General features: G+C 72.2%; 25 protein-coding genes. 17 read left to right on the forward strand and 8 right to left on the reverse strand.

Annotated elements, in window-relative coordinates; all coding sequences use genetic code 11:
* Positions 1–37 precede the first annotated feature (37 nt).
* Positions 38–1,066 (reverse strand): PRC and DUF2382 domain-containing protein, encoded by a 1,029-nt coding sequence (locus ACIQCZ_RS12300; protein WP_402281756.1) that lies wholly within the window; start codon positions 1,064–1,066, stop codon positions 38–40.
* A gap of 582 nt (positions 1,067–1,648) precedes the next feature.
* Here ACIQCZ_RS12300 and ACIQCZ_RS12305 point away from each other — a divergent pair.
* The 6 genes from ACIQCZ_RS12305 to ACIQCZ_RS12330 all read left to right on the forward strand — a co-directional run bounded on the left by ACIQCZ_RS12305 (position 1,649) and on the right by ACIQCZ_RS12330 (position 6,540).
* Entirely contained in the window at positions 1,649–2,488 is an 840-nt protein-coding gene (locus tag ACIQCZ_RS12305) for an arylamine N-acetyltransferase (RefSeq protein ID WP_402281757.1), read from the forward strand.
* Between the two features lie 364 nt (positions 2,489–2,852).
* On the forward strand, positions 2,853–3,176 hold the full coding sequence (locus ACIQCZ_RS12310; protein ID WP_402281759.1) for a TrmO family methyltransferase: 324 nt from the start codon (positions 2,853–2,855) through the stop codon (positions 3,174–3,176).
* Positions 3,177–3,178: 2 nt separating this feature from the next.
* Positions 3,179–3,310, forward strand: a complete 132-nt coding sequence (locus ACIQCZ_RS12315) for a hypothetical protein (protein WP_402281761.1) — start codon at positions 3,179–3,181, stop codon at positions 3,308–3,310.
* A 182-nt stretch (positions 3,311–3,492) separates the two neighbouring features.
* Positions 3,493–4,728, forward strand: coding sequence for a cytochrome P450 (locus ACIQCZ_RS12320; protein ID WP_402282159.1), 1,236 nt, complete (start codon positions 3,493–3,495; stop codon positions 4,726–4,728).
* 113 nt (positions 4,729–4,841) lie between these two features.
* Positions 4,842–5,579: an adenosylcobinamide amidohydrolase gene (locus ACIQCZ_RS12325; protein ID WP_402281763.1), complete on the forward strand. Its 738-nt coding sequence runs from the start codon at positions 4,842–4,844 to the stop codon at positions 5,577–5,579.
* 52 nt (positions 5,580–5,631) lie between these two features.
* Positions 5,632–6,540, forward strand: coding sequence for an NAD(P)-dependent oxidoreductase (locus ACIQCZ_RS12330; protein WP_402281765.1), 909 nt, complete (start codon positions 5,632–5,634; stop codon positions 6,538–6,540).
* A 189-nt stretch (positions 6,541–6,729) separates the two neighbouring features.
* On the opposite strand, the gene ACIQCZ_RS12335 is transcribed toward ACIQCZ_RS12330, so the two are convergent.
* A complete protein-coding gene (locus tag ACIQCZ_RS12335; RefSeq protein WP_402281767.1) occupies positions 6,730–7,695 on the reverse strand; it encodes an RNA polymerase sigma factor SigF in 966 nt (321 codons plus the stop codon).
* Between the two features lie 300 nt (positions 7,696–7,995).
* Positions 7,996–8,391, reverse strand: coding sequence for a cupin domain-containing protein (locus ACIQCZ_RS12340; protein ID WP_402281769.1), 396 nt, complete (start codon positions 8,389–8,391; stop codon positions 7,996–7,998).
* Between the two features lie 288 nt (positions 8,392–8,679).
* Here ACIQCZ_RS12340 and ACIQCZ_RS12345 point away from each other — a divergent pair, with 288 nt between their 5' ends.
* The 8 genes from ACIQCZ_RS12345 (at position 8,680) to ACIQCZ_RS12380 (ending at position 15,950) form a co-directional block, all read left to right on the forward strand.
* Complete coding sequence (locus ACIQCZ_RS12345) at positions 8,680–9,579, forward strand: TIGR03619 family F420-dependent LLM class oxidoreductase (protein WP_402281771.1); 900 nt, start codon at positions 8,680–8,682, stop codon at positions 9,577–9,579.
* Positions 9,580–9,744: 165 nt separating this feature from the next.
* On the forward strand, positions 9,745–10,665 hold the full coding sequence (locus tag ACIQCZ_RS12350; protein WP_402281773.1) for an NADP-dependent oxidoreductase: 921 nt from the start codon (positions 9,745–9,747) through the stop codon (positions 10,663–10,665).
* On the forward strand, positions 10,662–11,420 hold the full coding sequence (locus ACIQCZ_RS12355; RefSeq protein WP_402281775.1) for a GNAT family N-acetyltransferase: 759 nt from the start codon (positions 10,662–10,664) through the stop codon (positions 11,418–11,420). The genes ACIQCZ_RS12350 and ACIQCZ_RS12355 overlap by 4 nt, the downstream gene beginning before the upstream one ends.
* Positions 11,421–11,723: 303 nt before the next feature.
* Positions 11,724–12,896, forward strand: coding sequence for a PP2C family protein-serine/threonine phosphatase (locus tag ACIQCZ_RS12360; protein ID WP_402281777.1), 1,173 nt, complete (start codon positions 11,724–11,726; stop codon positions 12,894–12,896).
* Between the two features lie 85 nt (positions 12,897–12,981).
* A complete protein-coding gene (locus ACIQCZ_RS12365) occupies positions 12,982–13,653 on the forward strand; it encodes a TetR family transcriptional regulator (protein WP_402281778.1) in 672 nt (223 codons plus the stop codon).
* Positions 13,650–14,423: an SDR family NAD(P)-dependent oxidoreductase gene (locus tag ACIQCZ_RS12370; RefSeq protein WP_402281780.1), complete on the forward strand. Its 774-nt coding sequence runs from the start codon at positions 13,650–13,652 to the stop codon at positions 14,421–14,423. Before ACIQCZ_RS12365 ends, ACIQCZ_RS12370 begins: the two co-directional genes overlap by 4 nt.
* 56 nt (positions 14,424–14,479) lie before the next feature.
* Positions 14,480–15,520: an NAD(P)-dependent alcohol dehydrogenase gene (locus tag ACIQCZ_RS12375; protein ID WP_402281782.1), complete on the forward strand. Its 1,041-nt coding sequence runs from the start codon at positions 14,480–14,482 to the stop codon at positions 15,518–15,520.
* Between the two features lie 112 nt (positions 15,521–15,632).
* Positions 15,633–15,950: a DUF6191 domain-containing protein gene (locus ACIQCZ_RS12380; protein WP_402282161.1), complete on the forward strand. Its 318-nt coding sequence runs from the start codon at positions 15,633–15,635 to the stop codon at positions 15,948–15,950.
* On the opposite strand, the gene ACIQCZ_RS12385 is transcribed toward ACIQCZ_RS12380, so the two are convergent.
* The 4 genes from ACIQCZ_RS12385 to ACIQCZ_RS12400 are packed head-to-tail and all read right to left on the reverse strand — an operon-like array spanning position 15,925 to position 19,088.
* A complete protein-coding gene (locus ACIQCZ_RS12385) occupies positions 15,925–17,064 on the reverse strand; it encodes a bile acid:sodium symporter family protein (RefSeq protein WP_402281784.1) in 1,140 nt (379 codons plus the stop codon). The two genes, ACIQCZ_RS12380 and ACIQCZ_RS12385, sit on opposite strands and share 26 nt — an antisense overlap.
* A gap of 49 nt (positions 17,065–17,113) precedes the next feature.
* Positions 17,114–17,821, reverse strand: coding sequence for a phosphatase PAP2 family protein (locus ACIQCZ_RS12390; RefSeq protein ID WP_402281786.1), 708 nt, complete (start codon positions 17,819–17,821; stop codon positions 17,114–17,116).
* A complete protein-coding gene (locus ACIQCZ_RS12395) occupies positions 17,818–18,420 on the reverse strand; it encodes a phosphatase PAP2 family protein (protein ID WP_376221441.1) in 603 nt (200 codons plus the stop codon). Before ACIQCZ_RS12395 ends, ACIQCZ_RS12390 begins: the two co-directional genes overlap by 4 nt.
* On the reverse strand, positions 18,420–19,088 hold the full coding sequence (locus ACIQCZ_RS12400) for a DedA family protein (protein ID WP_402281787.1): 669 nt from the start codon (positions 19,086–19,088) through the stop codon (positions 18,420–18,422). Before ACIQCZ_RS12400 ends, ACIQCZ_RS12395 begins: the two co-directional genes overlap by 1 nt.
* Positions 19,089–19,343: 255 nt before the next feature.
* Here ACIQCZ_RS12400 and ACIQCZ_RS12405 point away from each other — a divergent pair, with 255 nt between their 5' ends.
* From ACIQCZ_RS12405 to abc-f, 3 genes are all read left to right on the forward strand, one after another.
* Positions 19,344–19,676 (forward strand): BlaI/MecI/CopY family transcriptional regulator, encoded by a 333-nt coding sequence (locus ACIQCZ_RS12405; RefSeq protein ID WP_402282163.1) that lies wholly within the window; start codon positions 19,344–19,346, stop codon positions 19,674–19,676.
* The gene (locus tag ACIQCZ_RS12410; RefSeq protein ID WP_402281789.1) at positions 19,673–20,611 is read left to right on the forward strand and encodes a M56 family metallopeptidase; all 939 of its coding nucleotides are present in this window, start codon (positions 19,673–19,675) and stop codon (positions 20,609–20,611) included. The genes ACIQCZ_RS12405 and ACIQCZ_RS12410 overlap by 4 nt, the downstream gene beginning before the upstream one ends.
* A gap of 405 nt (positions 20,612–21,016) precedes the next feature.
* Positions 21,017–22,657 (forward strand): ribosomal protection-like ABC-F family protein, encoded by a 1,641-nt coding sequence (gene abc-f, locus ACIQCZ_RS12415; protein WP_402281790.1) that lies wholly within the window; start codon positions 21,017–21,019, stop codon positions 22,655–22,657.
* Between the two features lie 81 nt (positions 22,658–22,738).
* On the opposite strand, the gene ACIQCZ_RS12420 is transcribed toward abc-f, so the two are convergent.
* Positions 22,739–23,260, reverse strand: coding sequence for an NUDIX domain-containing protein (locus ACIQCZ_RS12420; RefSeq protein ID WP_402281791.1), 522 nt, complete (start codon positions 23,258–23,260; stop codon positions 22,739–22,741).
* Positions 23,261–23,285 lie beyond the last annotated feature (25 nt).

The raw sequence follows: 23,285 nt of genomic DNA on the forward strand, positions 1-23,285 counted from the left end.
CGGTCGCATGGCGGCGGTACGCCACGGTGAGCGGGGGTCAGCGGTGGCGTCCCCGGCCGAACTCGCCGCCCGCGTCCTTGCCACCGATGTCCTTGCTGCCGATGCCCTTGCTGTCGGCGTAGTCGATCTGCTCCTTGCGGAGTTCGGCGGAGATCTCCTTCTGCTCGGTCACCCTCTCGGTCTCCATGCGGACCCGTTCGACCGGCACCGTCTCCTTGCGCATCGTGGCGCGCTCGGCATGCAGGGTTACCTCGACATCCTGCTCGCGGATGTCCGAGCGCCCCGCCGCCGCCCTTTCACCGGGCTGCAGGGGTTCACGGATCACCCGCACCTCCTCGTGCGTCACCGGCACGGTCCTGGTGACGTTCTCGGTGACGACGTACTTGTGCAGGCGGGCCTTGCCGCTCTCGTACTCCTCGGTACCGACGAGCAGTTGCTCCTCGGAGCGGATCAGTTCCTCCTTGCCGGCCAGGTCGGCGGCGGACCGTTCGGAACCCGCCCCGGCGCCGACGAGGGGACGGGCCGCGCCGGCCGTCCCGGTGCCCGCGCCGACCGGGCCGCCCGTCCGCGACGTGGGGGTCCGGGAGGTGCCCGTACCGGTTGCCGGGGTTCCGGCCGCGGTCGGACGCTCCCTCCCGGTCGGGCGCCCGGTGCCGGCGGCTCCCGCCGCGCCCATGGCCGTGGTGCCGGTTTCGGACGTCGCCCTCCCGGTGTCCGCACGGTCGCTGAGCCTGGCGGTGGTGCTTCTGGCAAGGCCGTAGTGGCGGTAGAGCTCTTCCTCCTCCGCCACCGACAGATGCGCGTCCGCGTCCACCCGGGGGGCTTCCTTGACGCGGTCCTTCGGATGTGAAATGTGCAGGTCGGATCCCACACGACGCGCCCCCGCAAGAGGCACGAAGCTCTCCTTCATGCCGAACAGGCCGGTCTTCACCGTGATCCAGTCCGGACGGCCGGTGTTGTCGTCGACATACACCCGGCCCACACTGCCGATCTTCTCGCCCGCGTTGTCGTACACCGTCAGGCCGTCGAGCTCTCCGGAATCCGTGAAACCGTCAGCGGCTCCCATGACCGATTCCTCCTCGCCTGGGCGCGTCCTGTGGCTGGGTCCATCAGGGGAGGCGCGTCCGACTTCCATCGCGCCTCACCCGGATGGCCGCTGCAACCTCCCCACCTGCGGAGCCCGTCCCGCGCATGCTCGGCGCCTCGGTGCTGGCCGCCTGTCACGGCGGTGCGCACGCCGCTCCGGCGTTAGGCCGATCGGGTGAAGCGTGGAGGTGCGGCGGGTGCGCGCCGTGCACCCCGTGCGGCGGCCGGGCATGCGTCGGGGCGCCGCGCCCATCCGGCCGACCGCGGACGGTCGACCCGATGCCGGGCCTCCATGTGCCGTGCCGGGCGAGCCGTCGCGCCACGAATCCGTGCAGCGCCCGGCGTGCCGCCGCATGACGGGACCGAGCGGGGATCCGTTCGCATACCGGGGTGTCCCCGTTGAGGCGACACCCCTTCCCGTCGACGGCGTCGCCCGCCCGGGCAGCTTCGGAATCCTCCCCATCCCTCACGACCGGACCACCGGTCCGTCGATCGGAAAGACACTCCTCAGGGGTGGTGCCGACGACTATCCTGATCATCTGTTCGGACGGTGAGGGGGAGCATGATCGACGTCGACGGGTATCTGGCCGTGCTGGGGGTGGCCCGGCCGGCGGCCCCGACCGCCGAGGCGCTGCGGGCACTGCACAGGGCGCAGGTGGAGCGGGTCGCCTACGAGAACCTCGACATTCATCTGGGGCGGCCGACAGGCATCGGCGCCGAGGAATCCGTGGCCCGGATCATGCGCGGGCGCGGCGGCTACTGCTTCCACCTCAACGGGGCCTTCGGGACGCTGCTGACGGCCCTCGGCTACGACGTCACCCTGCACCGGGCCGGAGTGCAGAGCACCCCCGAGGACCCTGCGGGTGCGGCCGGCGACCATCTCGCGCTCACCGTACGGCTCGACGGCGAGCGGTGGCTGGTCGACACCGGGCTCGCCGGCGCGATGTACGAGCCGCTGCCGCTGCGCGAAGGCAGCTACACCCAGGGGCCGTTCACCTACGCGATGGCCCCGTCGGCGGCGGTGCCCGGCGGCTGGCGGTTCACCCACGACCCCCGCGGCGCGTTCACGGCGATGGACTTCGCGCCGGACCCCGTGGAACTGTCCTCCTTCGCCGCGGAGCACATCCGGCTGTCCACGTCCCCCGAGTCCGGCTTCGTCCGGGTCCTCACCGCTCAGCTCCGCGACGCCAAGGGCGTGGACGCGCTGCGCGGCTGTGTGCTGCGCCGGATCGATGCCGGGGGCACGGAGGAGCGGACCATCGGCTCGGCCGACGACTGGTACGACGTGCTGGCCGACGTGTTCCGGCTGGACCTGACCGACGTCGACGCCCCCGCGCGGGCGGAGCTGTGGCACCGCGTCCACACCGCGCACCAGGAGTGGGAGGCCGCGGGACAGGAGTGAGGGGTGCCCCATGGGGGCCGGCGCTCCGTGCCGTGCCGGCTCACCCGGTCCGTGGGCGGCGGTGGGCCGGCCGTCGCCGCACGCCGGGGGCATCGCGTGGAAGTACCGCACCTGTTCGCCCCGGCGGGATCTCCCGACGAACTCGGCTCCTTCCGGACCGCTCACGAACGGCTGGTCAGGCGGGCCGTCGACGGCACCCGGACGAAGATCCTTGCAGCGCAACACATCGAACGCTGCATCGACCGCTCCAGTCGATGGCGCGACCTGCCACACGACGTGAACTCGCCATCGCCCACCGGGCCGCACTCCGCCCGGCCGCCGTCGTCATCTGGGCACGACGCCACCGATGAGATAGAACCTAGCCATGCCGAGCTTCGAGGTCACACCGATAGGCACGGTCCGGAACAACCGGACGGACGTTCAGCACACGGACAACTGGGGCGCCGTCCGCAGCACGATCACCATCGACGAGCGTTTCGGCGAGGCGTGCCTCCAGGGTCTGGAGGGCTTCTCCCACGTGGAGGTCCTCTTCGTCTTCGACCAGCTCCCGGAACGCGACGACTACCGCGAACCCCGCCCCTACCGCGGTCGCTCCGATCTCCCGCCCGTCGGCGTCTTCGCCGGCCGGGGCCCCCGTAGGCCGAACCGCATCGGGGTGCCATCGAGTCCGTCCACGGACGCGAACTGACGGTGGTGGGCCTCGACGCGGTGTCGGGCACCCCGGTCGTCGACCTGAAGCCGGCGATGGTGGAGTTCCACGCTGTCGAGGTCAAGCAGCCGGAATGGGTCAGCGCCCTGATGTCGGAGTACTTCCAGCCGTAACGGCACCAAGCCCGGACAGATGGTTCGACAAGCGCGCGTACCCCATCAGCCGGGCCCACACCTTGCCCGCAGGCCACTTCGCCGCATCCGCTGGAAGCGACACCGGCCAAAGCAGCCCCCGGATACCGCCCACCGGCCGACGACCTTCAGGAGAGCCCCCGTTGACCAGTACCCCGTACCGCATGGACCCGGCCGGCGGCTGCCCGCACGCGGACAACGCCGAGCTGCTCGCCCGAGGGGCCGTGGCATCCGTCGTGCTTCCGGGCGACGTGGCCGGGATGGTGGTCCTCGGACACGAGGCGCTCAAGGAGTTCCTCGCCCACCCCGACGTGGCCAAGGACGCACGCCACTTCACCGAGCTGGCCGAGGGGCGCATTCCCGACGGCTGGCCGCTGAAGACTTTCGCGACCGTGCGGGGCATGACGACGGCCGACGGCGAGGACCACCGTCGGCTGCGCTCGCTGGTCGGCAAGGCATTCACCGCACGGCGGGTGGAAGCGCTGCGGTCGCGGATCGAGACCGTCACCGCCGAACTGCTCGACGGCGTCGAACGTGCCGCCGCGGAGGGCGACGGAACGGTCGATCTGCGCGCCCGGTTCGCCCTGCCGCTGCCGATGGGCGTCATCTGCGACCTTCTCGGGGTCGACGCCCGGTATCAGGACCGGCTGCACCGTCTCTCCAGCCAGGTGGTCGCGACCGACACCGGCCCCGAGGAGGCGATGGCCGCCAACAAGGAGTTGCTGGCCCTGCTCGCAGCGGTCGCCGCCGCCCGCGCGGAGCAGCCGGGCGACGACCTGGCCAGCGCCCTGATCGCCGCCCGCGACGAAGGCGGTGGCCGACTCGGTCAGCAGGAGCTCATCGGCACCCTGCTCCTGATGATCGTCGCGGGACACGAGACGACGTTGAACCTCGTCACCAACGCGGTACGGGCCCTGTGCACCCACCCCGACCAGCTCGGCCTGGTGAGGTCCGGCCGGGCACGGTGGGCCGACGTGGTGGAGGAGACACTGCGCTGGGACAGCCCGGTCAGCTACTTCCCGTTCCGCTACCCGACCCGCGACCTCACCATCGACGGAACCGTCCTCCCCAAGGGCACACCCGTGCTCGCCGGGTACTCGGCCGCCGGTCGCGACAAAGCCGCGCACGGACCCGATGCCGACCTCTTCGACGTGACCGGACCGGCCAGGGACACCGCGACCCGGCATCTCTCGCTCGGCCACGGACCGCACTACTGTCTGGGAGCGCCGCTCGCGCGGATGGAAGCCACGATCGCCCTGGAACAGCTGTTCACCCGTTTCCCGGAGCTGGACCTCGCCGTCCCCGGCAGCGCGTTGCCCCGGCACGCCGGGTTCGTCGGCAACAGCACGGGGACCCTGCCGGTACGGCTCCGGCCCGGCACGGCTCCGGCCGCGGACTGAAGGCGCCCGCACTCATCCGTGCGGCACGAGGAACCACCGTCCGTGCGGCACGAAGAACCACACCCACGTGTCACCGCGGCACCGCACGGACACCGGTGCCACGGCCGCAGCCCATGCCCTCGGCGCATATGATCGACCGGTCGACTGCCGACCTCGTCCCACCGCGCCACCGGGGGTGCCTCATCCGTTCCGTACGAATCCGGCTGCCCCGACAACGGGGTGAACTGCTCGCCCGGCACGAGGAGGGTCAAGAACTTCACCATCTGGTGTGGCGGCTGGGGCCGGGCTGGCGGGTGTGCAGCAGCGCCGTACTCGGCGGCGGCATCGGCGCACGCGCCTGGATCCTCAACGCCCAGGTGCCCGGCGGCTATCCCCGCCTCGATCCCGACCGTCACCTCGCCGAGATCGCCGCGGCGGAACACCTCACGGGGCCCGGCGTCGGACTGATGACGGCTGCTGATGTCACCGCGTACACCGTCTCGGCCGACGAGGGGGTCACGGCGACCGCCACCTGCGGACTCGGCGTACGCGGCTGGGCCGCCGCCCCGGCCGGGGGCACCGGGGAACCACCCCGGCCGGGCACGGTCAACATCGTCATCACCCTCCCGGTGGCCCTCTCCGACGCCGCACTCGTCAACGCGGTCGCCACGGCCACCGAGGCCAAGGTCCAGGCACTCCTGGACGCGGGACTCGACTGCTCCGGCACCCCCACCGACGCCGTGTGCGTCGCCGCCCCCTCCCCGGGGTCCGTCCCCGGGGAGGCCTTCGCCGGACCGCGCTCCCGCTGGGGCTCGCGACTCGCCAGGGCCGTGCACGTTGCCGTTCTCGAAGGCGCGCTGAGGCAATCCTGAGAACCCACCGCGCCGCGACCGCGCCGGCGCGGCCGACGAAGGGAGTCCTCCCGTGAACCCAAGCGCCGCCGAAACCGCACGGCACCGGCCGACCGTCGCCGTCCTCGGTACCGGAATCATGGGATCGGGCATGGCCCGGAGCCTCCTCCGGGCCGGACTCGACGTCCGTGCCTGGAACCGCACACAGGCCAAGGCGGCCCCGCTCGCCGCCGACGGCGCCACGGTGACGGAGACGGCGGAGGAAGCCGTGCGCGGCGCCGATGTCGTCCTCGCCATGCTCCGCGACGGCCCGGCCGTCGCCGCCGCACTCACCGCCGCGTCACCCGGCCTGCACACGGGGCAGGTACTGCTCCAGAGCTCGACGGTCGGGCCCGAGGCCACCGACGATCTCGTCCGGCGCGCGGCGGATCTGGGCCTGATCTATCTCGACGCACCGGTCTCCGGCACCAAACAGCCTGCGGAACAAGGCAAGTTGACAGTATTCGTCTCCGGTCCGTCAGCCGTCCGCGAGACCGTGGAACCCGTGCTGGACGCGGTCGGGGAGCGCACGGTCTGGGTCGCCGAGGTCCCGGGAGCGGCCTCGCGGCTGAAACTCGTGGTCAACACCTGGGTGATCAACCTGGTCAACAGCGTCGCGGAATGCCTCAACCTGGCCGAAGGCCTGGAGATCGATCCCCGGACTTTCCTCGATGCCATGAGGGGCGGCCCGTTGGACTCCCCGTACCTCCAGGGCAAGTCGGCCGCCGTCCTCACCGGTGACCTCGCTCCGAGCTTCACCCTGTCCACGGCCCTCAAGGACACCCGTCTCATCCTGGCCGCCGCCGAGGCATCGGGTGTGCGGCTGGACCTGGTCGCGGCCTCGGCCGACCGTTTCGTGCGTGCCGAGGCGGCCGGGCACGGCGGTGAGGACATGATCGCCACCTTCTACGCGGGCCGGGCGCCTGGGAAGGACGGAGGCTGACTCCGCCTCCGCCTGCTCGTCCTGCGCAGTGGTGCGGCGGAGGTACGGAGGCGGGGCACCGACCGCCGGACGAGCACGCCCGACTTCGCTCGGCCGCAACGTAAGAGGGCGATGCACGAGCACGGACGCCGGGCCGGGCGGCGAGGCGGCCCGCCGTTCGGCAACGGGCGAAGGCCGCGTCCGGCCGCGTCATTCCTCGACGAACATCCCGCTGCGGAGCTTCAGCAGAATCCTGCTGAGGAGTCGCGACACATGCATCTGCGAGATGCCGAGCTCCGCGCCGATCTGTGACTGGGTCATCTCATGACCGAAACGCATGTCGATGATGCGGCGCTCACGGTCGTCGAGATCGCTCAGCAGCGGCGCGAGCGCATGCAGGTTCTCGACCGTCTCCATCGCGGGATCGGGTGCGCCCAGGACATCCGCGAAGGTGCGCCCCGGTGCCTTGCGCCGTCCCGCGTCCGCCGGGTCGGCCGGCACGTCCAGCGAACCCGCCGTGTACCCGTTGGCCGCGACGATGCCCTCGGTGACCTCGTCCTCGCCGAGCCCCAGCTGCTCGGCCAGCTCCGGGACGGTGGGGTCGCGGTCGAGCTCCGCGGCCAGGGAGTCCCTCGCCCTGGCGATGTCGACCCGCAACTCCTGCAGCCTGCGCGGAACGTGCACCGCCCAGCTGGTGTCGCGGAAGAATCGTTTGATCTCGCCGGTGATGTACGGGACCGCGAATGAGGTGAACTCGACCTCGCGGGAGAGGTCGAAACGGTCGATGGCCTTGATCAGCCCGATGGTGCCGACCTGGACGATGTCCTCCATGTCACCGCCGCCCCGGTGCCGGAACCGTCCCGCGGCGAACCGCACGAGGGAGAGGTTCATCTCGATGAGGGTGTTGCGGGCGTACTGGTGAGCGGAGGTTCCCTCCTCCAGGACCTGGAGGCGCTCGAAGAACAACCGGGACAGCTCCCGGGCGTCGGCCGGAGCGACCTTTCCCGCGTCCTCGATCCATGGCAGCTCGCCGGTATCGGCGGCAGGGTCCGCGATCTCCCCGTCGCCCGGGGCGGTCCCCGGGCACACGCCGGTGTCGAACGGCACGACTGCCGGTGTCGACCGTGCACTCTCCGCTCGCTCCGCACTGGCAGTCCGCGCGGTGTGCGCCGTCATCTCGTCACGCTCCCCTGGTCGTAGGTGAGGTGTATGCGCCTGCCCCCGAAGGCGGTTCTCATGCGAGACGAAGGGAGTTGATCAGGTCACACGGCATCAATGGCCGGGAATGTTTGTGATGGTCCGTCATATCCGCGCGGACACAGTCGCATCGGACCACAGAACCACCCCACCGGTACGGGGGAGCCCGGTGGGGCGGTCACCTCCAGACTGCCACAGTCTGCGGCGCGTCGGGGGCGACCGGCCGATATCAATCGGTAGTTGAGCCGAAATCGGTGGCAGGCCCGGGGAACGGGCGTCTCAGTCGCGCGGGTAACCGACGATGGTGTGTGTGACGGCCGGGGAGTCCTCGGTGGTGTAGTAGTGGCTGCTGAGTCCCGAGAAACGGGCTGTGTCCCCCGCCTCCAGAAGATGCGGGACATCGTTCACCACCAGCGTCACCTGGCCCGACATCACCAGCACGTACTCCACGGAGTCCGCACCGTGCGAGCTGACTTGGCTCTGGGCGTGCGGATGCAGCCGGGTTCGGTAGATCTCGATGCGGCCGTGTTCGTGGCCGGAGAACAGCAGGTTGACCGAGGTCTCGTCCTCCGGTTCGTCCAGCGAGGCGACGCGGACGATCTCCGGCCGGAGCAGCGGCTGACGGAGCAGATCCGTGCAGCTGGTGCCCAGCGCGTCCGCGATCCGCACCAGCACGTCTTCACGGCGGCCGGTCGGGCACTGTGCTCCGAGGTGAACGGCATGTGGGCCGGACCCGTCTGCCGGTGCGTCGAAGCCGCCCACCGGCGCTACGACTTCGAGGAGCGAGCGCCCCGATTCCGGCCGACCGGCGCGGTGTGCGGGGGAGTCGGCGGCCGTACGACCTCGACGCCCCGTCGAGGAGGCGAATCCCGCCCTTTCCCACCGGGGCGGCGGACGTTCGCTCCTTCCGGCCGGAACGGTCTTGCGCTGTCCGGTTGTTAGGCTCCACGGGTGAGATTCGGTGTGAACATACTCAACTTCGGTGCCGGAACGACCCCGGAAGGTCTCCGCCAACAGGCCGTAGACGCACGGGATTTGGGTTACTCCTTCGCGATGATCTCCGACCACATCGCGGTCACCCCCGATGTGCACGAGACGTATCCGGCCCCGTTCTACGACCAGTTCGTGCTCGCCGCGCACATCGCCGGACGGGTGCCGGGGCTGGTGCTCGGCACGACCGTCACGGTGATCCCGTACCGGCACCCGCTGCAGACGGCCCGGCTCGCCGCCAACATCGACAACCTGAACCCCGACGGATTCATCCTCGGCGCGGGGATCGGCTGGTCCAGGGCCGAATACGAGGCGCTGGGCGTGCCCTTCGCGGAGCGGGGACGGATCACCGACGAATACCTCGCCGCCATCCGTGCGGCCTGGGCCGAGGACCCCGCGACGTTCCGGGGCGAGCACGTCTCCTACCGGGAGGTCCGGACCGCGCCGGCACCCGCGTCCGCTCCTTGTCTGCCCGTCTGGGTCGGTGGCAACTCGGCCGCCGCCCAGCGTCGCGCGGCCCGGCTCGGCGAGGGCTGGCATCCGTACCGGCTGCCGCTCGAGGCGATCCGGGCCGGGCTTCCGGTGATCGCCGAGGAGGCCGAGCGGGTCGGGCGCCCCGTTCCCGCGCTCGTGCCCCGGCTGCAGATCCGCGTCACCGACGCACTCCTGGGGAGCGGCCGCCCCGCCGGGCACGGCACGATCGACCGGATCCGGGCCGACCTGGCGGAACTCGGCGAGCTGGGCGCCACCCATGTGCTGCTCGACGTCAACCCGGACACCCCCGCCGAACGGGGGACCGCGGGCGACGACCGGAAGCTGCTCGAACTCCTTGTGAACAAGGTCGTCGACCCGGTCACGGGCGGCATCCGCTGAATCATTGCGGCCCGGTGAACACCGCACCGGCCCGGGAATACGCGCTCCGAATTCGACCTTCCCGCTCCTGTACGAGGTGGTGACAGGGCCGGTGCCCCGGCGGGGAGCGGCCCTGTTGTCGGCGCCGCGAACCGTCGGCGCCATGGAACAGGAGAGAGGGAGCCCATGCCCAAGGCGTACGTGTTCACCCGCAACGGCGGGCCGGAGGTGGAGGCCCTCGCCGAGCAGAAGGTGCCGGTGCCCGGTCCCGGCGAACTGCTCGTCGCCGTCCGGGCGGCCGGGGTCAACCCGGTCGACTGGAAGCTGCGCACGGGGTACACCCGGCCCGGCAGCGAGCCGCAGCCGTTTCCCACCGTCTTCGGCAGCGAGGCCGCCGGTGTCGTCGAGGGCGTGGGCCCGGACGTCGAAGGATTCGCGGTCGGGGACGAGGTCTTCGGCAACCCGTTGACCGGTGGGTTCGCCGAGTACACGCTGCTGCCCGCCGCGGTGACCGCGCACAAGCCGGCCGCGCTGTCGTTCACCGACGCGGCCGTGCTGCCGGTCGCGGCGGCCACCGCGTACGACGGCGTGCGCCAGCTCGCACCCACCCCCGGTTCGACCCTGTTGGTCACCGGGGCCGGAGGAGGCGTGGGAACAGCCGCGGTGCAGCTGGCGCGTCAGGCCGGCGCCCGGGTCGTCGGCGTGGCGAGCGCGGACAAGAAGGACTTCGTCGAGTCGCTGGGCGCGGTGCACGTCGAATCCGGCGACGGACTCGCCGACCGGGTGCGGGCGGCGGCCCCCGACGGCATCGACGCGATCTTCGACCTGGTCGGCGGGGATACCTTGCGTGCCGTGGCGCCGTTGCTCGCGGACCCGGCCACGCTCGTGAGCGCCGGGGGCAAGCCACTGGCGGTGGAGCTCGGAGGCGCGGCCGTCGCGCGGGCTCGCACCGCGGCAGTCCTCGACGAGGTGGCGAACCTCGTCGTCGCCGGTGTCCTGCGGACGTATGTGACCGGGACCTTCCCGCTCGCCGACGCCGGAGCGGCATTGCGCGCCGTGGAGGGCGGACACACGCGCGGCAAGATCGTCATCGAGGTGGCCGCATGAGCGTGCCCCATGCCGCTGCCGGTGACCCGCACCCGCTCGACAACCCGGTCCGCGCCGCGCTGACCGGCCCGCACGCCCATTTCGCCGAGCACCGTGGGCGTGTGCTGCGCTACCCGGCGGACGTGGCCCCGTGGGTATCGGTCCCGGACTCGCCGCAGCCCGAGGACTGGGCCGACGCCGCCGCGCTCGCCGGACCGGGTGGCGCCGTCACGATCACCGCCTTCCACGAGCCGCCGCCGGACGACTGGGAGATCACCTTCCACGCCGAAGGGGTCCAGCTCGTCGACGGCGGGATCGCCGCGACCCCGTTTCCCGAGGCCGTACGGCTGGGACCCGCCGATGTGCCCGAGATGCTCGATCTGGTCGCCCGCACCCGCCCGGGACCGTTCCTGCCCCGAACGGTCGAGCTCGGCACCTACCTCGGGGTCCGGCGCGAGGGGGCGCTCGTCGCCATGGCCGGTGAACGGTTGCACCCGACCGGCTGGAGCGAGATCAGCGGTGTCTGCACGGACGAGTCCGTGCGCGGTCAGGGGCTCGGCGGCGGGCTCGTCCTCGCCGTCGCCCACGAGATCGGGGAACGTGGCGAAACACCGTTCCTGCACGCCTCCGCCACCAACACCAATGCCATCCGGCTCTACGAATCGCTGGGATTCGTGCTCCGCCGCCGGACGTCCTTCCTCTCGGCGCTCGTACCGGGGCACCCGCCGACGCGTCTGCCGGGGTCCGGCGGTGTCCGTGCGGCGGCCGTGCGCTGACGCGCGGCGCGGTGACCTTCGGCCCGGGGAACTCGGGCCGAAGGTCACGCCGCCTCCGCTTCCGGGACCTTCGGCGCCGGCCGAGGGGCCGTAAGCCCCGTGTGCCGCCCCCACCGATCCGGTTGGACTGGGAACGAACGCCGGCGCGGGGCCGGCAGATCCCGGGAGGAACGGGCCGTGACGATCGGGCTCCGGCGCCAGGCGACGAGGGTCTTTCGTTTGGATCAGGCGGGATCGGCCGGACGCGGCGCCGGGACACGCGAGCCCGGCATGATCCGGACGAAACAACCTGGGCGTGGAGCGATGCTCCCGCACACGGACGCGGGGGAGGCGGCCGTCTTCGCCTCCCGGGTCGGCAACGGAGCACTCTTCGGCGGGCTGGCGCTGCTGACCGTCCTGGTCGGCGCCCTCGACATCCGTACCGGCGACGAAATGTATCTCGTGCCGCTGCTGGTGGTGGTGCCGGCACTCGTCTCGGTCTTCGGAACGATCCGGCAGACCGTCGGTGTGGCCATCTGGATCATGATCGTCGCCGTCTGCTCCCGGCTGGTCGACGGCGGAACGTTCTGGTCCATCACCAGCAGTGTCGTATTCACCGTGCTGGCCTGCTTCCTGGGCGTCGGCGCCTGCGCGCTGCGGATCCGCCATGCCGCCGAGATCGCCAGGCTCCGCTCCGCCGCCGTCGCACTCCAACGGCAGATCCTGCGCCCGCTGCCCATCCTGACCGACCAGATCCTCGCCCACGGCATCTATACGCCGATCGAGGAGGACCGGCTGGTCGGAGGTGACATCTACGAGGTCGTCCAGTCCCCCTACGGAACGCGGGCGATCATCGGCGACGTCCAGGGCAAGGGGCTGGCCGCGATCGGGGCGGGTTTCGCCGTTCTCGGCGCGTTCCGGGAGGCCGCCATCCGCGAGCCCGGTCTGACCGGCGTGGTCGACGCGCTGGAGGACGCGGTCGCACGGCACAACGCCTTCTCCGCCCAGACCGGGGAGATCGAACGCTTCGTCACCGCCCTGGTGCTCGGCGTCGACGGGGACGACCGGGTGCAGGCCGTCAACTGCGGTCATCTGCCGCCCCGACTGCTGCACGACGGCGTGGCCCGCGCGGCTGTGCTGCGCCATACATCCGTTCCGCTGGGCATGGCGGAGCTCAGCGCGCAGGCGCGGGTCGCGGAGCAGTTGGACTTCCCGCCCGACGCCACGCTCCTGCTGTTCACGGACGGGGTCACCGAGGCCCGGGACGCGTCGGGCGCGTTCTACCCCCTGGACGCCCGGCTGGGCCAGTGGGCACGGCGGGGGCCGCGCGAGGTGCTCGACGCGCTCCACACCGACCTGGAGGCCTTCTCCGAGGGCGTGCGACGCGACGACATCGCCGCGCTCGCCCTGCGCCGGGCGCCTGCGGGCGGTCATCGACGACGCCCGGCCGCAGGTCATGGTGCCCGCCGCGCAGCCGAGACGTTCAGCCACCGGTAAGGGCACGGGAGGGCGGCCGCGTACGACCCCATGTCCCGATGGGACTTCTGTCGCGATGGGACATTTTTCGGTGTACGGTGCATGTATGAATCCGGAACGGAAGGCCCCGGAGCGACGGAGCCGCAAGGCCCGCAGGACCCGGGACGCACTGGCACAGGCCGCGTTCGAGCTCGTACTCGACCGGGGGCTGAAGGAAGTGACGGTCGAGGAGATCGCGGAACGCGCGGACGTCGACCGGCGTACCTTCAGCCGGTACTTCACGAGCAAGGAGGCCGCCGTTCTGGACTCGATCCGGGGCGACGGCGACCGGATCAACGACGCCCTGCGCGCACGTCCCGCCGACGAGCCCCCGCTCACCGCGTACCGCCGCGCCGTCCTCGACTGGCTCGACGACCCCGGTGCGCAGGCCTGGCACCGCCGCGCCCGGATCTTCGACCTGCTGGTCCTCGCCGAGCAGGAACCGACCCTCTACGCGGCGTTCCACCACATCCGGGTGGACGCCCAGGAGGACTCGGTCGCCATCGTCGCGGACCGGCTCGGGGTCGACCCCCGGCTGGACATCCGCCCCGCTGTCACGGTCGCCGCGGGCGCCGGGGCGCTCCTGGCGGCCCAGGCCGCCTGGGTGCGGGGCGGACACCCGGACGACCTGCCCCAACTGGTCGGGCAGGCCTTCGACGCCCTCTCCCAAGAACTGCTCGCGCGACTTCCCGCCGGGCCGGCGTCGCACAGCACCACGGAAGGAAACACCACCTCATGAGCACCTCCCTCACCCCCGTCGACCAGGAGTTCGCAGGCAGGACCGCCCTCGTCACCGGCGGCGCCTCCGGCATCGGGCTGGCCCTCGCCCACCGGCTGGCCGCGGGCGGCGCGTCCGTGGTCGTCGCCGACCACGACGAGGCCAACGCCCGCAAGGCCGTCGCCGAACTGGAGAGCGCCGGGGCGAAGGCCGCCGCGGTCGCCATGGACGTGACCGACCCCGCCTCCGTCGAAGCGGGTGTGCGATTCGCCGTCGACACCTTCGGCGCCCTGCATCTCGCCGTCAACAACGCGGGCATCGGCGGGCCGAGCAACCCCACCGGGGAGTACGCCATCGAGGACTGGGACCGGGTCGTCGCCACCAACCTCAGCGGTGTCTTCTACTCGATGCGTCACGAACTCCCCGCCATCGTCGCGGCGGGCGGCGGTGCCGTCGTCAACATGTCCTCGATCCTCGGCACCAACGGTTTCGCCGGGTCTCCCGCCTACGTGGCCGCCAAGCACGGCGTCGTCGGCCTCACCAAGACGGCCGCCCTCGAATACGCGGCACAGAACGTCCGGGTCAACGCCGTCGGCCCCGGCTTCATCGACACACCGCTGCTGCGCAACACGGACGGCCCTGCCCGCGACCACCTGATCTCGCTGCACCCGGCCGGGCGTCTCGGTCAGGCGGAGGAGGTCGCCGAACTCGCCGCGTTCCTGCTCTCCGACCGTGCCTCCTTCATCCACGGCAGCTACCACCTGGTGGACGGCGGATACTCCGCCTCCTGAACGGCGTACGGGGGAACGGGGGCGAGCAACAGAAAGCGAAGAGTGAGGAGAACCCCATGAAGGCCGTCCAGTACCGCGCCGTCGGCTCGGCACCCGAGGTCGTCACCGTGCCCGATCCGGAGCCCGGCCCCGGCCAGGTGATGCTCGAGGTCACTGCCGCCGGCGTCTGTCACTCCGACATCGCCGTGATGAGCCGGCCCGCGGAGCAGCTCCCCTTCCCGCTGCCGCTCACCCTCGGCCACGAGGGCGTCGGCACCATAGCCGCGCTCGGCGACGGGGTGAAGGGCCTCTCGATCGGAGAGTCCGTCGCTGTCTACGGCCCCTGGGGCTGCGGTACGTGCGTCAAGTGCGCCGAGGGCAAGGAGAACTACTGTCTGCGTGCCAAGGAACTCGGCATCGCCCCGCCCGGACTCGGTTCCCCCGGAGCCATGGCCGAGTACATGATCGTGGACGATGCCCGTCATCTGGTGCCGCTGGGCGACCTCGACCCGGTCCGGGCCGTGCCGCTCACCGACGCGGGCCTGACTCCCTACCACGCGATCAAGCGGTCCCTGCCCAAGCTGGTGCCCGGTGCCACCGCCGTCGTCATCGGCACCGGCGGTCTCGGCCATGTCGCGATCCAACTGCTGCGCGCCATGACGGCCGTCCGGGTCATCGCCCTCGACGTCACGGACGAGAAGCTGGCCCTGGCCCGTGCCGTCGGCGCCCATGAGACGGTGCTCTCCGACACGAACGCCGCGGCGAAGGTCCGTGAACTGACCGGTGGTGTCGGGGCACAGGTCGTCCTCGATTTCGTCGGAGCCCCGCCGACCGTGGCCACGGCCGGGGCCGCGGCCGCCATCGACTCCGATGTCACGATCGTCGGCCTCGGCGGCGGTGCGCTGCCGGTCGGCTTCGGCTCGCTGCCGTACAACACGACGGTGTCCTCGCCCTACTGGGGATCGCGCGCCGAGCTCGCCGAGGTGCTCGACCTCGCCCGCGCCGGAGCGGTCGAGGTCCACGTCGAGACCTACACGCTGGACGAGGCGCCGCTGGCCTACGAGCGGCTGCACGACGGCAGGATCAACGGCCGCGCCGTCATCCTCCCCAACGGCTGACCGGTCGGGCCGCGGCCCTCGGCACGGTGCGGGCCGTCGCGTGGTGCGACGGCCCGCACCGTCATACCCGCGACCGATGCGCACCGCACCGCGCATCGGCAACACTGTGCCGATGGAATTCGTCGCGCTGATGACACTGCCCGGGCTGGTGATCGGCCTGACCGCCGTCGCCTTTCTCGACCAGCTGATGCTCCGAGCGGGGCGGGCCGGCCTGCTGCCGTGGCGCAACAGTGCCCGCCGGGGCCAGGTGTCGGCGACCGGGTTCGAGCAGTTGCACGCGAACTTCTCACCCGGCAAGCAGAGCGAACTCAAGGAACGCCGGAGCGCCCTGCTGCTGCGCGACGACGAGGAGGACGGCGCCCCGCCCCACCGCTCGACCGTCGACCTCGACGGCGGCCGCGCCGTCATCCGTCTGACCGGGCGCTCCTAGGCTCTCCCGACTGGATCATGTCGGGGTCGCGTGCCCCGGTACGTGCCCTGCGACGCAGCACCGAGTCCGCCAGGCCCGCCCCGCACTTCTGCAGCAGGCTGTACGCGAGAACCGGCAGAAGCACCTGGGGACTGCCGGGCAGATGGGTCGCCGCCAGCACCGCACCGGCGCTGCTGTTGTTCATGCCGCAGCTGAGCGTGATCGCCACGGTGTCCGCCCGATCCGCCCGTACCCCACGGGCCAGGCACCAGCCGATCGCGAAGGAAGCCGCGCACAGTGCCCCGGCCACGACGACGGCCGCGACCAGCAGCACGGGCCGCGGGTGGAACAGGAAGCCGCCCAGGGCCCCGCAGGCGTTGCTGTACGTGAGCAGCACCGCGGCGACGACTCCGAGCAGCCCCGACCAGGGCAGATGCCGTTCGAGCACGGGGCGGGGCGTCAGCCGTTGGACGGCCAGACCGGCGACGCACGGCACGATCACACTGATCACGGCGAATGCCCCGCCGTCCGTCGCGGCCATCCGTGACAGATCGTGGGCGTAGTGGCCGCGTGTCACGGTCGAGGCCACCGAGAGCATGAGGGGGATGGTCAGCGGACTGAGCATCGTGGAAGCGAGCACGATGCCCACGACCAGTGAGTGGTTGCCGCCCGCCCGACCGCCCCAGACCGTGGCACCGGCCGCGACCGGCATGGCTCCCACGAGCGCGAGCCCGGTGATCAGCCCGCTGCAGCCGTCCGCATCGGGCAGTCGCCCCAGGGCCACGGCCAGACAGGGCAGCAGGACCAGTGGAATGAGCGTATTGGCGGCCGTTCCCACCAGGAGCGACAGCGGTCGGCGGGCGAGCCGGGGCAGCCCCCCGGCCGGCACCCGTAACGCCGCGGTGAACAGCAGATAACCCAGCAGGAGCGAGGGCAGGGTGAGCTGCGTGCGCGTGCCGCCGGGGAGGGGCACGGCGGCGACCTGAAGCCGCCGCAGGGCCAGTCCGGCCCCGGGCAGCAGCGCGGCCGCCGCGTAGGCGGCGACCGTCACCCAGGTCAGCCGACGCTGGAGGAGCGAGAGCACACGGGGCACCATCGGCGGGCGGACGGCACGGGTGGGACGCACGGGAGACACGAGGGGCATCGCACGGACCTCGATGTGGGTGGGACCTGAACGGGACCGGTCACCGCGAGAGCGGCAGCACCTTCCGTATCAGCGCCGTCCCGAGTCCCACCCAGACCGCGGCGAACAACCATCCGGCGAGCACGTCCGTCGCCCAGTGCACGCCGAGCAGAACCCGGCTCAGGCCGACGGTCGCGGCCCAGCAGACGACCAGGGCGGCGACTGCGGCACGAAGCGGACGAGGCACCCTCCGGCCGTGCGCCCGGACGCCGATGGCGGTGAGCAGCAGACCGGCCATCAGCGCGGACGTCGTCGCGTGGCCGGAGGGGAAGGCGAAGCCGGAGGCGTGCGTGGCCCAGTCGCCCAGCGGGGGGCGGGGCCGGGCGATCACCCTCATGAGGCCGTAGCGGACGCCCTGCCCGAGCAGCAGGAAGGCCAGTGCCCCCACCACGTGTCCCAGCCGTCGACGCGTGTCACCGCCCGCGATCAGCCCGGCCGTCACCGCCGCGGCGTACGGGAACACCCCGGTGCCGGTGGCCGTGACGGTCCGAGCGGCCGCCACGAGGCCCGACGGCCGGTGCCGCAACGACCAGTCGTGGGCGGTCCGGTCCAGGGCCGGTGGGGAGCCGTGCCGGGCGGCCAGGACGAGAACCGTCAGCCCGACCAGTCCGAGCAGCCCCACCAGCGCGGCCAGCAGCGGAGCGCGGAGCGATAACGCGGCGCTCGCGGACGACCGGCCGCCCGCGAGTGCCGAAGCGTCTCCGGTCACCGGTTGGCCACCAGGGGGCGCAGCGGGCTCTCGCGCAGCCGCACCACGGCCGGGGCGCAGCGTCGTGCCGCGACCGTCAACGGCCAGGCGACCAGCGCGCCGGTGACCAGCCCGATCAGCACATCGTGCGGGTAGTGCACACCGATCCAGACCCGGGACGCCGCCATCAGCAGCGCGGCGGGCACCGCGATCGCCCCGAGTCGGCGGTCGGTCAGCCAGATCGCCACCGCCGCGGCCGCCGCGATGGCGGCATGGTTGCTGGGGAAGGACCAGTCGCCGAGTGCGGGGCACGCCTCCACCGTCACGACATGGAGGGTCTGGCAGGGCCGCTGCTCATGGAAGAGCGACTTCACCACGTCGTTGACGAGATACGCGGCCACCACGACGAGCGGTGCACAGAGCGCCATGGCGGTGCGGGCGGGCCCCGCCGAGCGCGAGCGCCACCAGGACGCGAGCATCAGCAGGGCGAACAGCGCGAGCCCGTAGTCCGACCAGAGGCGGACGACCGAGTCCAGAGCGGCGGGGGAGCGCTGGGCCAGCTCGGTGATCCAGGTGTACAGGCCGCCGTCGATCGAGGTGGCGGTGGAGGCGAGTGGCATCAGCTGTTCTCTCCTTCTGCGGTGCGCCGGCCGCGGGAGCGCAGCAGTTCGGCGGCGAGCGGGATGAGGGAGACCACGACCACGACAGCGACGATCGGCAGCAGGTAACGATCGACGTTGGGCACCGAGGAGCCCAGTGCGTACCCCGCCAGGACCAGCCCCACGGTCCACACCGTCCCGCCGACGACCTGCCACAGCGTGAACAGCCCGGCAGGGACGTTGAGCGCCCCGGCGAGCGGATTGAGCACCGTGCGTACGACGGGCACGAAGCGGGCCAGCACGATCGCCCGCGCATGGCCGTATCTGCCGAGCAGCTCCTCGGCGCGGGCGGCACCCTCGTGCAGCCGCTTGGCGCGGCTGCGGGCGAGAAGGGCCCGGCCACCGCGGCGGCCGATCCAGTAGCCCGCCTGCGCACCGAGCAGCGCACCGGCGACGGCGGCGATCAGCACCTGCGGCAGCGACAGATGGACCGGGCCGTGGGCGCCCGACACGCAGAGAAGGCCCGCCGTGAACAGCAGCGAATCGCCGGGCAGGAAGAAGCCGACGAGCAGTCCCGTCTCGGCGAAGAGCACGACGGCGATGCCGAGCGCACCGAACGCTCCGAGCAGTGAACCTGCGTCCAGCACGTTCACCGCTTGTGGCGCGGCCGCCAGTGAGAATACGGACACGGTGGAGGGTCTCCCATAATGGTGAGCGGGCGGCCCGTCGGAACGCCCGGACTGACTACAGTGATGTAGACGGTCTACGTCACTGTAGACGCCCGGAGGGGGAGGAGAGTTCCCATGTCCCAGGTGAAGGGGATATCGAGCGGAGAACCCGCCCCCCGCCCGCACGGCGAAGCCGCCCCGGGGCCGTCACCGGATACGGCGCCCGGGAGCGCGACGCCGCATCGCGCCGCATCGGAGCGGCGCCCGTCCGGCGAGCTGGAATCCACGATCCTGGCGGCCCTGTGGGCGGCCGAGACGCCGCTCACCCCCGGCCAGGTGCAGGGCGCGATCGGGGCGGCGCTCGCTCGCACCACGGTCACGACGATTCTGTCGCGCCTCTACGAGAAGGGTACGGTCACCCGCACCCGGGCCGGCCGCGGATTCGCCTACACCCCGACCGAGGACGCCCCCGGGCTGACCGCCCGCCGGATGCACAGCGAGCTGCGGAAGGAGGAGGACCGCGGTACCGTGCTCGCGCGATTCGTGTCACAGCTCACCGACGAGGACGAGCAGTTGCTCCGGGATCTGCTCGACGGAGAAGCCCGATGATCTATGCCGTGTGGGTTCCGCTGCTGATGCCCTTCGTCGCGGTACCCGCCGCCCGTCGGCTGGCGGACGCCCTGTCGCCCGTACACGCCGTACGGCTGCTCGCCTCGACGGGCGCCGGTCTCGCCCTGTGCAACCTGCTCGCCCTGGCCCTGCTGGTGGTGCCCGGAGCCACGCGCTTCTCCGCCGTCTCCGCCCTCGGCGAACTCGTCAGACCACTCTCCGACGCCGCCCCCGTTGTCGCCGTCCCCCTCGCGGCTGCGGCACTGGCGCTGCTCGCGGGCTGCACCGCCGCGGTAGCCCGCGCCGCCCACCGCCACTGGGCGGAGCTGCACCGGGCCGCGCGGTCGCCCGGGTGCGCAGAGGGCGAACTGGCCGTCCTGCGCGACAGCCGCCCCGACGCCTACGCCCTGCCCGGGCGTCCCGGCACTCCCGGCCGGATCGTCGTCACCACGGGCATGCTGCGCGCCCTGGACCCCGCCGAACGCGACGCCCTGCTGGCACACGAACGCGCCCACCTCACGGGGCGCCACCACCTCTTCATCGTCGCCGCCGAAATGGCTGCCCTCTGCCACCCCGCGCTGCGTTCGCTGCGCGCCCCCATGCGCTACGCCCTGGAGCGCTGCGCCGACGAGGCCGCCGCTTCGGCGGTCGGCGACCGACGGGTCGCCGCCCGAGCCATCGGCCGCGCCGCCCTCGCCGCCCGAGCCGCCGAGGGGGCCGCCCGGCCCCGTCCACGAGTGGCGCTCGCCGCGGCCGCCGGACCCGTACCCCGTCGCGTCGCAGCGCTGCTCGGCCGGAGCGCCCCACGCCCCCGCGTGGGGCGGATGGCAGCCGCGGCGCTGCTGGCCTGCCTGATCGTCTCCGGGGCCGCCACGCTCGACGCGACGAACGACCTGCACAGCAGCATCGAAGCGGCTCAGGGCGAGAATCCGTAGCACGCCCCTTCCGACTCCTTCGAGTCGGCTCCTCGCGACCTACGCCATGGCCGGCCGTCACCCCGAGCGACACGGTGCGGACGCGGACGGATTCGTTCGCGGACGGATTCGACACCTCCCGAGCCGACCAGGAACACCTGCGCCAACCGGTACGCCTCGTCCGAACCGGTCGGGACGGTCCGAAATTCTCCCGGACGGCCCCGCGATTCGTGGCTACACTCACGCCCATGGGTTCGTACTACTTCTTTCGCTGATTCCGGGCAGGGACGCCGCCACGCGACGTCGAGCGTCGCCGGGTGACCCCGAGGGTCCCCTGTGCCGCGGTCCCTTCCGCCCGTCCGACAGCCCCGCCCAGCCGCGCACCGTCGTGCGCCGCCGAGGCATGTCACCTCAGGGAAAGCAGCCATGACTTCTCAGCACGCCCGCGCCCAGCTGACCATGAAGGACGTCTCCAGGAGTTACGGGGACCGAACCGTCCTCGACCAGGTGTCGCTCACCGTCCGCCCCGGAGACAGAGTCGGAGTGATCGGCGAGAACGGCTCCGGGAAGTCCACGCTTCTCCGGCTGATGGCCGGAGCGGAGAAACCGAACAGCGGTGAGATCGCTGTCCGCTTCCCCGGCGGCACAGGTCACCTCTCCCAGACCCCGGCTCTCGCCCCCGGCCGCACCGTCCAGGACGCCGTCGACACGGCCCTCGCCGAACTGCGCACGCTCGAACAGGAGATCCGCGCTGCCGAGGAGGCGCTCTCCGGAGCCGCGGCCCCGGACGACCACCGACTCGCCGCGTACGGTGATCTGCTGACGGCGTACGAGGAACGCGACGGATACCGGGCCGACGCCCGCGTCGACGCGGCGCTCCACGGCCTCGGACTCGGCCATCTCACCCGTGGCCGGGTCCTCGGCACGCTGTCGGGAGGCGAACGGTCCAGACTCGCGCTCGCCTGCGTGCTGGCGGCCGACCCCGAACTCCTGCTGCTCGACGAGCCGACCAACCACCTCGACCTCCGCGCCACCACCTGGCTGGAGGAACGGCTGCGCGCCCACCGCGGCACCGTCGTCGTCATCACCCACGACCGGACCTTCCTGGAGCGGACCACCGACGTCGTCCTGGAGGTCGACCGTGATCTGCGCCGCGTCGTCCGGTACGGGGACGGCTGGGCCGACTACCGGACGGCGAAGGCCGCCGCCCGCCGCCGCTGGGCACAGGACCACCAGGAATGGCTGGACGAGGTGGCGCGTGCCGAAGAGCTCGTGAGCGCGACCGGACGACGCCTCGCCGGAACGGGGAAGGATCCGGGGGAGGGCTGGGGCAAGCACCGTCGTTCGCACGAGGCCAAGCTGTCCGGCCGGGTCAGGGCGGCCAGAACCCGCCTGGAGGGGCTGCGCGGGGCGCCCGTGCCCGCCCCGCCCCGGCCCCTGCGTTTCCGCGCCGACATCGCCGTCGCCACCGACGGCGGGGCGGAACCCGGACCACTCGTCGCGCTCCGCTCCGTCGCCGTCGGAGACCGGCTGCGGCTGCCGGAGTTGCGCGTGGACCCCGGCCGGCGCCTCCTGGTGACCGGCCCCAACGGCGCCGGAAAGTCCACCCTGTTGCGGGTCCTGGCCGGAGACCTCACCCCCGACGCGGGAACGGTGCTCCGTCGGGCCAGGATCGGTTACCTCCCCCAGGAGCTCCCCGTACGGCCGACGCGCCGCTCATTGCTGGCGACTTTCGCCGCCGGGCGGCCGGGCCACCCGGACGAACACGCCGAAAGCCTCCTCGGCCTGGGCCTGTTCCGTCCCGAGGACCTGACGGTGCCGGTGGCCGCCCTCTCCATCGGCCAGCAACGACGCCTCGCACTGGCCCGCATGGTCACCCGCCCCGCCGACCTGCTGGTGCTCGACGAGCCGACGAATCACCTCGCGCTCAGTCTGGTGGAGGAGGTCGAGACGGCGCTCGCCGAGTACCGGGGAGCCGTCGTCGTCGTCTCGCACGACCGCGGCTTCCGCAGCCGCTTCACCGGTGACCGGCTGGAACTGCGCGAGGGCCGCCCGGCCGTGCCGTGACGCCCGTCGGCCGGGACCGGAAGAGGCCGGCCTGCAGGACCCGTACGGGCGGGACCGGACGCACGACGGCGAACAGCCCGCTCAGGAGCCGTCCTGAGCGGGTGTCACCCGCCCGCCCTCCACGTGCTCCCGCAGCCGCTCGAGGAAGACCCGCTGCCCCGTGACCAGGCGCTCGGCCGCCTCCTGGGGCGCGTACCAGGCGAACCGGTCGACCTCGGGGAACTCCCGCAACACACCGGACCCCCGCGGCCACTCCATGGTGAATGTCCCGGGAACGGCCGCGGCGGCATCGAGATCCGCCTCCAGCGCCCACGCCGTCACGGTCTTGCCGCCGGACTGACGGGCCTCACCGAGCGCCACCCACTCACCCTCCGGCGCCGGGCAGCCGAACTCTTCCTCGAACTCACGACGGGCCGCCGCCGCGGGCTCCTCGTCGGGGCCGTACTCGCCTTTCGGGATCGACCACGCCGCGCTCTCCCGGCCTGCCCAGAACGGGCCACCCATATGGGCGATGAGCACCTCGAACCCGGCCCGGTCGGCCCCCGACGGCCGGCGGAACAGGAGAAGACCCGCACTGCGCGTGGAGCGCTTCCGGGATGACATGTCCTCAAGTCTGCGTGCCGGTACC

It is taken from the genome of Streptomyces sp. NPDC093149, from assembly GCF_044754145.1.
Taxonomy (GTDB): Bacteria; Actinomycetota; Actinomycetes; order Streptomycetales; family Streptomycetaceae; genus Streptomyces.

What these genes read in the sequence shown, in the direction of transcription:
- ACIQCZ_RS12300 (WP_402281756.1), bottom strand. Translation starts at nt 1,066, where the DNA reads ATGGGAGCCGCTGACGGTTTCACGGATTCCGGAGAGCTCGACGGCCTG.
- ACIQCZ_RS12305 (WP_402281757.1), top strand. Translation starts at nt 1,649, where the DNA reads ATGATCGACGTCGACGGGTATCTGGCCGTGCTGGGGGTGGCCCGGCCG.
- ACIQCZ_RS12310 (WP_402281759.1), top strand. Translation starts at nt 2,853, where the DNA reads ATGCCGAGCTTCGAGGTCACACCGATAGGCACGGTCCGGAACAACCGG.
- ACIQCZ_RS12320 (WP_402282159.1), top strand. Translation starts at nt 3,493, where the DNA reads ATGGACCCGGCCGGCGGCTGCCCGCACGCGGACAACGCCGAGCTGCTC.
- ACIQCZ_RS12325 (WP_402281763.1), top strand. Translation starts at nt 4,842, where the DNA reads ATGCCCTCGGCGCATATGATCGACCGGTCGACTGCCGACCTCGTCCCA.
- ACIQCZ_RS12335 (WP_402281767.1), bottom strand. Translation starts at nt 7,695, where the DNA reads ATGACGGCGCACACCGCGCGGACTGCCAGTGCGGAGCGAGCGGAGAGT.
- ACIQCZ_RS12350 (WP_402281773.1), top strand. Translation starts at nt 9,745, where the DNA reads ATGCCCAAGGCGTACGTGTTCACCCGCAACGGCGGGCCGGAGGTGGAG.
- ACIQCZ_RS12355 (WP_402281775.1), top strand. Translation starts at nt 10,662, where the DNA reads ATGAGCGTGCCCCATGCCGCTGCCGGTGACCCGCACCCGCTCGACAAC.
- ACIQCZ_RS12360 (WP_402281777.1), top strand. Translation starts at nt 11,724, where the DNA reads ATGCTCCCGCACACGGACGCGGGGGAGGCGGCCGTCTTCGCCTCCCGG.
- ACIQCZ_RS12365 (WP_402281778.1), top strand. Translation starts at nt 12,982, where the DNA reads ATGAATCCGGAACGGAAGGCCCCGGAGCGACGGAGCCGCAAGGCCCGC.
- ACIQCZ_RS12370 (WP_402281780.1), top strand. Translation starts at nt 13,650, where the DNA reads ATGAGCACCTCCCTCACCCCCGTCGACCAGGAGTTCGCAGGCAGGACC.
- ACIQCZ_RS12375 (WP_402281782.1), top strand. Translation starts at nt 14,480, where the DNA reads ATGAAGGCCGTCCAGTACCGCGCCGTCGGCTCGGCACCCGAGGTCGTC.
- ACIQCZ_RS12380 (WP_402282161.1), top strand. Translation starts at nt 15,633, where the DNA reads ATGGAATTCGTCGCGCTGATGACACTGCCCGGGCTGGTGATCGGCCTG.
- ACIQCZ_RS12395 (WP_376221441.1), bottom strand. Translation starts at nt 18,420, where the DNA reads ATGCCACTCGCCTCCACCGCCACCTCGATCGACGGCGGCCTGTACACC.
- ACIQCZ_RS12410 (WP_402281789.1), top strand. Translation starts at nt 19,673, where the DNA reads ATGATCTATGCCGTGTGGGTTCCGCTGCTGATGCCCTTCGTCGCGGTA.
- abc-f (WP_402281790.1), top strand. Translation starts at nt 21,017, where the DNA reads ATGACTTCTCAGCACGCCCGCGCCCAGCTGACCATGAAGGACGTCTCC.
- ACIQCZ_RS12420 (WP_402281791.1), bottom strand. Translation starts at nt 23,260, where the DNA reads ATGTCATCCCGGAAGCGCTCCACGCGCAGTGCGGGTCTTCTCCTGTTC.